Here is a 6815-nt window from a genome sequence, read left to right as displayed (position 1 = left end):
TGACGCGGCATGGGGTTGGCACTGGGATGGCTGGATGGTCAAGGTTCTGGGGTATCACGATGCCTATGCGTCGGGCGTGATCCACGCAATCGCGGGTGGTTATGCCTTGGGTGTAATCACGGTACTGGGTCCACGGATCGGCAAGTTTGCCTCTGATGGAACCCCGCGCGATATCCCGCCCCATAATCCGTGGATGCTCACGATTGGTATTTTCCTGATCTACACCGGATTTTGGGGGTTCTATGCGGCGTGTAACGTGCCGATCATTTCCCCGGAAGTGATTGACGGCCAGATTGTCGGAACAACATGGACCGCGACCAATATCTATCTGGCGCCAACCACCCTGTCGGCCATTACCTTTAACTTCCTGATGTCACTCTCAGGTGGCCTGATGGCGGCTTATGTGGTGTCCAAAGGCGATGCGTTTTGGACCTTCTCGGGCGGTCTTGCGGGTATCATCACGGCCTCGGCCGGCAATGACCTGTACCACCCGATTCAGGCGATGCTTGTCGGTGCCGTTGGTGTCGTGATCGTTTACAAATTGCACTACTGGGTTGAGCGAAAGTTCAAGCTGGACGACGCAGTTGGTGCCGTGGCGGTTCATGGGTATGCCGGCGTTGTCGGTTTGATTATTGCGGGCTTTGTCCTTTGGGGCGCGCCAAGTTCGCCGTATGAGGGCTATGCAGCGGTCAACCCGTTGGGTCAGGCAATCGGTGCCTTTATCATGTTCTTTGTCCTGGGCTTTGCCCCCGGTTGGGCGGTGTCCAAAGTTCAATCTGCCATGGGCGTGCTGCGCATCCCAGAAGAGGTTGAGTTGCAAGGCCTCGATTACGCCGAGCACCATGCCTATGAGGATGCCAAATCCGAGATCATTGCGGCTGACAAAGCGGCGCTGGCCCAGAAAATCTGAACAAAGGAGTAAGCAGATATGTCGATTGGTTATGATAGCTGGGCGGTTGATCTGGCTGAAGTTGGCCCGGTTTACCCGATGCAAGGCTGGGAGATCCCGATGGTTATCGTTGGGGTTATCTTCTGGATAGGGTGGCACCGCATTCAGTTTGTCCGCGAAGGCGAGCATCTGGAAAAGGCCAAAAAGATTGGTGACGCCGAAAAGATCGCCAAGACTCTTGAAAGATACTAGGGTCCTATTCCCTGAAACGACAGAAGGGGGCGGCTCAGGCCGCCTCCTTCGCATTTTTGATGGCTGCAGTGTGGGACACGTGCTTGCCTGCGGTCTAAAGCGCTAGATATCCAACGCCTGCGAATGCAATAAGACAGCCTGCCCATTGTGCTGCGCTCATGCGCTCTTTCAAAAAAAACCAGGCCAGCAAGATCGTCAGCAGCCCGAAAAGAGACGACGAGACAGCCGCGTATTTGGCGTCAGGCAGTCGCCCTGCGGACAGGACACATAGCAATGCAATGCCATCGGCTATCCCCATGGCGACAAGCCAGGGCAAGGCACGTTTGCCCGGCCAGAAAGGGTGTTTGAGCATCAGAAGAATCCCAACAACCAGCCCCAAAGCCATCAGTCGCGACACAAGAGTGCTTGGCATTTCGTGGCTTATTTCGGCGGCTTTCTGACCAAGGGCGAAGGTGCCTGCGAACCCAATGGCAGCTATGACGGCATAAAGGATGGTCGGGCCTTTGGGCGGGCTTTCGTCCGTGCTGGTATCTGACAGCGCTGCAACGATGGCGACGCCTGTGACGACTGAACCCACTGCGGCCCATTGAAACAGACTGATTGGCGTGTCCTGAGACGCGGCCCAACTGACCGATAAAATCGGGTAGCCTGCAATAAGCGGGGCGACAAGCCGCACCGGTCCGCGCTGGAAAGCGTGGTACAATCCGTATGTCGCGACCACAAAGAAGACGCCCGCACCGAGGGCAAAAGACACGGCTCGTATCGGTAGCATCACCAGTGTGCCTGTGGTGATCGTCAATCCGGCGTGAAGCACGAGACCCGTCAGCAGGACGGTGAAGATACAAGCGCTAATGGGAGCTCTTTGACTGAGAAAGCGCGCGCAAATATCGTGAAATCCCCAACACAAGGCTGCGACCAGGCCGAGGGTAAGCGAGCTCACGGTTCCTTCCGAAACAGGCGAATCATGAGCATTGAAAATGAGATCAAAACAAAAACCGCTCCAAAAACTCCCCGCAATCTGCCGATAAAGGCAGGGCAAAACCCGATTGCCGATCCTCCAAACGGGACCCAGAATGCAAAATTCATCTGATGGGTGTTCATTATGTCCGAATTCGTTTGCTGTACGGGTCTGGCGCTGTATTCTTACGGTTAAACAATTATTCCAATCATGCAACATGCATCTGGGAGGAACAAAGTGCTTGATAGCTATCCTACGGTTCGACCGGGTCCGCCAAAGCCCAGTTCGATCATCAAACCCTCGGTCTTTTCGCTGCCCCGCGGCACCGAACGCTATGTTGTCGAAGGGCAGGGCGCCGTGCTCATCGCAATTGATGCGGGTGATCGACTGACCATCACCAATGACGAAGGTGGCCAGCGCTGCGAGATCGTGGCGAGCGATGACAAAGGCGGGATTGATGCCGGTATTATTGGCGCAACTGCCAATGGTGACGCGCGCGGGCTTAAGGCGCTTTTGACATCGCAGGACAGATCGCTGCGCGGTCTGCGCATGGGCCTTGAGGCGCGCGGCATTGATCTTGCCTCGGCGTCGGCCGTGCATCTTTTTGAGGGTACGACGCCTGCCAAAACGAGCGCCGAATTTACTGTGTCCCGCAAAGGTGCCGTCATCATTGCCGCCCCCGCCGCAGCGATGGATCTTGAGCGACAGGACACAGCATCGCCGCTGACTGTGATGATCAAGCGGGCGGTATTTAATCCGCAGGTCCGTTTCGAACTGCCCGATCCTCTGGCCGAGCCGGTTGCCGATATCCGGGTGCATAGTCAAACGGCTGAAGCTTATTTCGTGAAAGCCGGAGACTACATCCAGATTCTGGATGTGGACGGGCGCCAATGCACGGATTTTGAATGTTTCTCGGCGCGCAAGCTGGATAAGGGTATCGAACATGCCCTGGACGTAACAACGACCCGCACTCTGATGGGGCACGCCTATCCCATGCCGGGATTGCATGCAAAATACTACGATCAGGAAATGGTCCCGCTTGTAGAAGTTGTGCAGGACACCTGCGGGCGACATGACGCCTTTGCGTTGGCGTGCAGCGCGAAATACTATGATGACATTGGCTATCCGGGGCATGTGAATTGCTCGGACAACTTCAACCACGCGCTGGCAGAGTACAATGTGTCCGGGCGTCCGGGCTGGATGGCAATCAACTTCTTCTTCAACACATTCCTTGATGATCACGGGGTGATGTATGCCGACGAGCCCTGGAGCCGCCCAGGCGATTATGTCTTGTTGCGCGCCTTGACCGACATCGTCTGCGTCTCAAGCGCCTGTCCCGATGACACTACCGCAGCGAATGGTTGGAACCCGACCGATATTCACGTCCGTACCTACAGCGGCAAGGAAACGTTTCAGCGCGCCATTGCGATCCGCGCAACCCCAGATTCAGAGGCGAAAATGACGAAGCAAACCGGTTTCCACGACAGCTTTGCAAAACACACCCGAAATTTCATCGAGTATAACGGCTATTGGCTGGCAAATTGTTTTGCAACCGCAGGCCCAATCGCTGAATACCACGCTTGCCGGGAAAAATGTGTGATCCTTGACCTGTCACCTCTGCGCAAGTTCGAGATTACAGGCCCCGATGCAGAGGCGCTGTGCCAATACGCCTTTACGCGCAACATGAAAACCCTGCCGGTTGGCGGCGTTGTCTATACAGCGATGTGCTATGAGCATGGCGGCATGATCGACGATGGCACGGTGTTCCGCCTTGGCAAGGACAACTTCCGTTGGATCGGTGGGTCGGATTATGGCGGAGAATGGCTGCGCGAACTGGCGGAAAAGAATGGCCTGAAGGCTCTTGTGCGCTCGTCAACTGATCAGCTGCATAATGTCGCGGTGCAAGGCCCCGAAAGCCGCGATTTGTTGCGCAAACTCGTATGGACCGCGCCGCATAACCCCGAGTTTGATCAGCTTGGCTGGTTCCGCTTTACCCCCGCGCGTCTGCGCAACGAAGCGGGCACGCCGTTTGTGGTGAGCCGGACAGGGTATACTGGCGAGCTTGGCTATGAAGTCATGTGTCACCCCAAGGATTGCGCCGAAATCTTTGATGCCATCTGGGAGGCGGGGCAGGAGCATGGGCTGACGCCGATGGGATTGGAGGCGCTTGATATGGTCCGAATCGAGGCGGGTTTGATTTTCGCCGGCTATGATTTCTCTGATCAGACGGACCCGTTTGAAGCGGGGATCGGTTTTACCTGCCCGCTCAAGTCGAAAACGGATGATTTTTTCGGGCGCGATGCCCTGATTCGACGCAAGGAACATCCGATGAGAAAGCTCGTCGGGCTGGAAATTGACGGCAATGTCGATGTGGCGCATGGCGATTGTATTCACATCGGACGCGCGCAGATTGGCGAAGTCACCTCTTCGATGCGCTCGCCCTTGTTGAAAAAGAACATCGCGCTTGCGCGGATTGATGTGGCCCATGCCGATGTCGGGACCGAAGTGGAAATTGGCAAACTTGATGGCCATCAAATGCGTCTGCCTGCCAGGGTGGCCGAGAACCTCGCGGCTTATGACCCCATGAAAGAACGCCCACGCTCATGATCCGCTTTGCCTTGATATTTGCTCTTCTGGCAGGGTCGACTGAGGCACAGTCGGTCAAGCTCCGTGGCGCCGAGATCGAGATTCTTTTGTCAGGCAATACCGCGGTGGGTGTTTGGGACGGTATCGGATACCGGCAATACTTCGGCACAGACGGCATCACGATTTTCGCGCAGGATAACGCAAGGTCAGCGCGTGGGGACTGGCGGGTCGAAGGCGAGGAATATCAAAGCCGATGGCCCGGTAACACTGAGTGGAAGGGCTGGTTTGTCATGGAATATGGCGGGCAATGGTTCTGGGTCAGTAAATCAACCCCTCCCACGCCTTTCGAGGTGCGCGACGGCAATCATTTGGTTGCCCAATGAGCGCGCTTGATGACTTTGGCGGAGAGGCCCGGCTGCGCGAGCTTGTCGAGGCATTCTATGACCTGATTGAAACTTTGCCAGAGGGGTCAAATCTGCGCAGGCTTCATGCCCGTGGTCACGGTGTGGCCCACGCCAGGGTGGAACAGTTCAATTTTTTGTCGGGGTTTATGGGGGGGCGTGCCTATTACAAGGAAAAGCATGGACACATGGATTTGAAACTGATGCACGCCCATGTCCCCATTCGTCAGGCCGATGCGGAAAACTGGCTGTTTTGCATGAACAAGGCCCTCGATGATGAAGGCCACAAGGGCCCACATATCGACAAGCTTCGGATGGTTTTTTCGAGAGTCGCGACCATTTTGATCAATGACGTGCCCGACTGGGAAGACGATCTCAGACGGCCCTGATATCTGTCACATCTGCGATCTCTTGATCCCTCAAATGGGCGGCGAATTAAATGAGCGGCGAAAAAGATGGACAGACAACCCTGGTCGGACATTTACGGCCAGTATGGGGATCGAACGGTTAAAATTTAGGCCTTCGTAAGAAAAAAATTTGATCCCTAGGAAAATTGTGCGACACTCTGTCCAGCCGCAAACAGCGGTCCATGGAATCGCTGAGTTTGGATTCAAACGCCGGTCTTGAAGGAGGGGAAACACCGCCTGAGGCCAAGAGTGAACAACAGGGAGATAAAAAATGAAGAAAATTTCAACAACTTTGACAGTCGGAGTGCTTGCGATGGCCCCCTTGGCCGCACTCGCCGCGGACAGTAGCGATCCGATCGTGATACCGGTCCACAACTGGTCAAGCCAAATTGTGATGTCCAACGTCGTCGGGCAATTGCTTGAGGAGAATGGCAACTACGTTGAATACGTCACAACCGACAGCCAGGCGGTTTACGAATCCGTCCGTCTGGGCGACGTGACCCTGGAAATGGAAGTCTGGGAAGGCGCATTTGGCGCATCGTTCAATGCCGCAATGGAAAAAGGCGGGATCGTCGATGTTGGCGACCACGACGCCGTGACGCGCGAAGACTGGTGGTATCCGATGTGGACCAAGGAGGCCTGTCCTGGCCTGCCTGATTGGAAAGCGCTCAATGACTGCGCCGCCGTGTTTGCAACGGCTGAAACGGGCGACAAGGGCCGCTATCTGGACGGCCCGGTTGACTGGCTCAAGCATGGTCAGGAACGTGTGGCGGCGCTCGACATGGATTTTGTGGTGGTGAACGCAGGCTCGGCGGCCGCGCTTTGGGCCGAGATCGGTGCGGCGGAAGCAGACAAGAAGCCAATCGTTGTGTTTAACTGGACGCCCAATTTTGCCGAGGCTGTTTGGCCCGGCGAATTCGTGGAATTCCCGGAGTGGGTTGAGGGCTGTGACAAAGATCCATCCGTCGGCCCCAATCCAGACGCTCTTTATGACTGTGGCAATCCAGCGAACGGCTATCTGAAAAAAGCCGCTTGGGATGGCATGGCCGACAAATGGCCAAGCGCCTATTCCGTGCTTGAAAAAATCAGCTTCACCAACCCTCAGATCGCTGAAATGGCCAAGTTCGTCGACATTGACGAGATGGAGCCGGCAGAAGCTGCTGAAGCATGGCTGGAAGCCAACAAAGACGTTTGGGCCACCTGGCTCAACTAAGCTCATCTTCGGATGTTTGACCAAACCCCGTCCGGCCCACCGGGCGGGGGAATTCGTCTGAAAGGATTGCCATGCCAGCCGATACGCCCGTTATTTCGTGTAAGAATGT

General features: G+C 55.7%; 7 protein-coding genes. 6 read left to right on the top strand and 1 reads right to left on the bottom strand.

Annotation, left to right across the window (positions count from 1 at the left end; genetic code table 11):
• Both AC221Y_RS17950 and AC221Y_RS17945 read left to right on the top strand, forming a co-directional pair.
• On the top strand, positions 1–910 hold a 910-nt coding region (locus tag AC221Y_RS17950; protein WP_486707921.1), incomplete at its 5' end, for an ammonium transporter.
• Positions 911–928: 18 nt separating this feature from the next.
• On the top strand, positions 929–1141 hold the full coding sequence (locus tag AC221Y_RS17945; protein WP_486707920.1) for a hypothetical protein: 213 nt from the start codon (positions 929–931) through the stop codon (positions 1139–1141).
• A 94-nt stretch (positions 1142–1235) separates the two neighbouring features.
• Here the strand turns inward: AC221Y_RS17945 and AC221Y_RS17940 are convergent, their stop codons facing one another.
• On the bottom strand, positions 1236–2081 hold the full coding sequence (locus AC221Y_RS17940) for a DMT family transporter (RefSeq protein ID WP_486707919.1): 846 nt from the start codon (positions 2079–2081) through the stop codon (positions 1236–1238).
• 255 nt (positions 2082–2336) lie between these two features.
• Between AC221Y_RS17940 and AC221Y_RS17935 the strand changes: the two genes are divergently transcribed.
• The 4 genes from AC221Y_RS17935 to AC221Y_RS17920 all read left to right on the top strand — a co-directional run bounded on the left by AC221Y_RS17935 (position 2337) and on the right by AC221Y_RS17920 (position 6706).
• A complete protein-coding gene (locus tag AC221Y_RS17935; protein WP_486707918.1) occupies positions 2337–4706 on the top strand; it encodes a trimethylamine N-oxide demethylase in 2370 nt (789 codons plus the stop codon).
• Positions 4703–5068 carry a hypothetical protein gene (locus tag AC221Y_RS17930; RefSeq protein ID WP_073197390.1) on the top strand — a complete coding sequence of 122 codons (366 nt, stop codon included), beginning with the start codon at positions 4703–4705 and terminating at the stop codon, positions 5066–5068. Before AC221Y_RS17935 ends, AC221Y_RS17930 begins: the two co-directional genes overlap by 4 nt.
• A complete protein-coding gene (locus tag AC221Y_RS17925) occupies positions 5065–5475 on the top strand; it encodes a group II truncated hemoglobin (RefSeq protein ID WP_486707917.1) in 411 nt (136 codons plus the stop codon). Before AC221Y_RS17930 ends, AC221Y_RS17925 begins: the two co-directional genes overlap by 4 nt.
• Before the next feature lie 289 nt (positions 5476–5764).
• Positions 5765–6706, top strand: coding sequence for an ABC transporter substrate-binding protein (locus tag AC221Y_RS17920; RefSeq protein WP_486707916.1), 942 nt, complete (start codon positions 5765–5767; stop codon positions 6704–6706).
• Positions 6707–6815 lie beyond the last annotated feature (109 nt).

The sequence above is a fragment of the Boseongicola sp. genome, from assembly GCF_057460485.1.
Note: the sequence above shows the minus strand (reverse complement) of the source record. Positions and strands in the feature narration are given on the sequence as shown.

Coding starts and splice junctions, on each gene's coding strand:
- AC221Y_RS17945 (WP_486707920.1), top strand. CDS start 929: ATGTCGATTGGTTATGATAGCTGGGCGGTTGATCTGGCTGAAGTTGGC.
- AC221Y_RS17930 (WP_073197390.1), top strand. CDS start 4,703: ATGATCCGCTTTGCCTTGATATTTGCTCTTCTGGCAGGGTCGACTGAG.
- AC221Y_RS17925 (WP_486707917.1), top strand. CDS start 5,065: ATGAGCGCGCTTGATGACTTTGGCGGAGAGGCCCGGCTGCGCGAGCTT.
- AC221Y_RS17920 (WP_486707916.1), top strand. CDS start 5,765: ATGAAGAAAATTTCAACAACTTTGACAGTCGGAGTGCTTGCGATGGCC.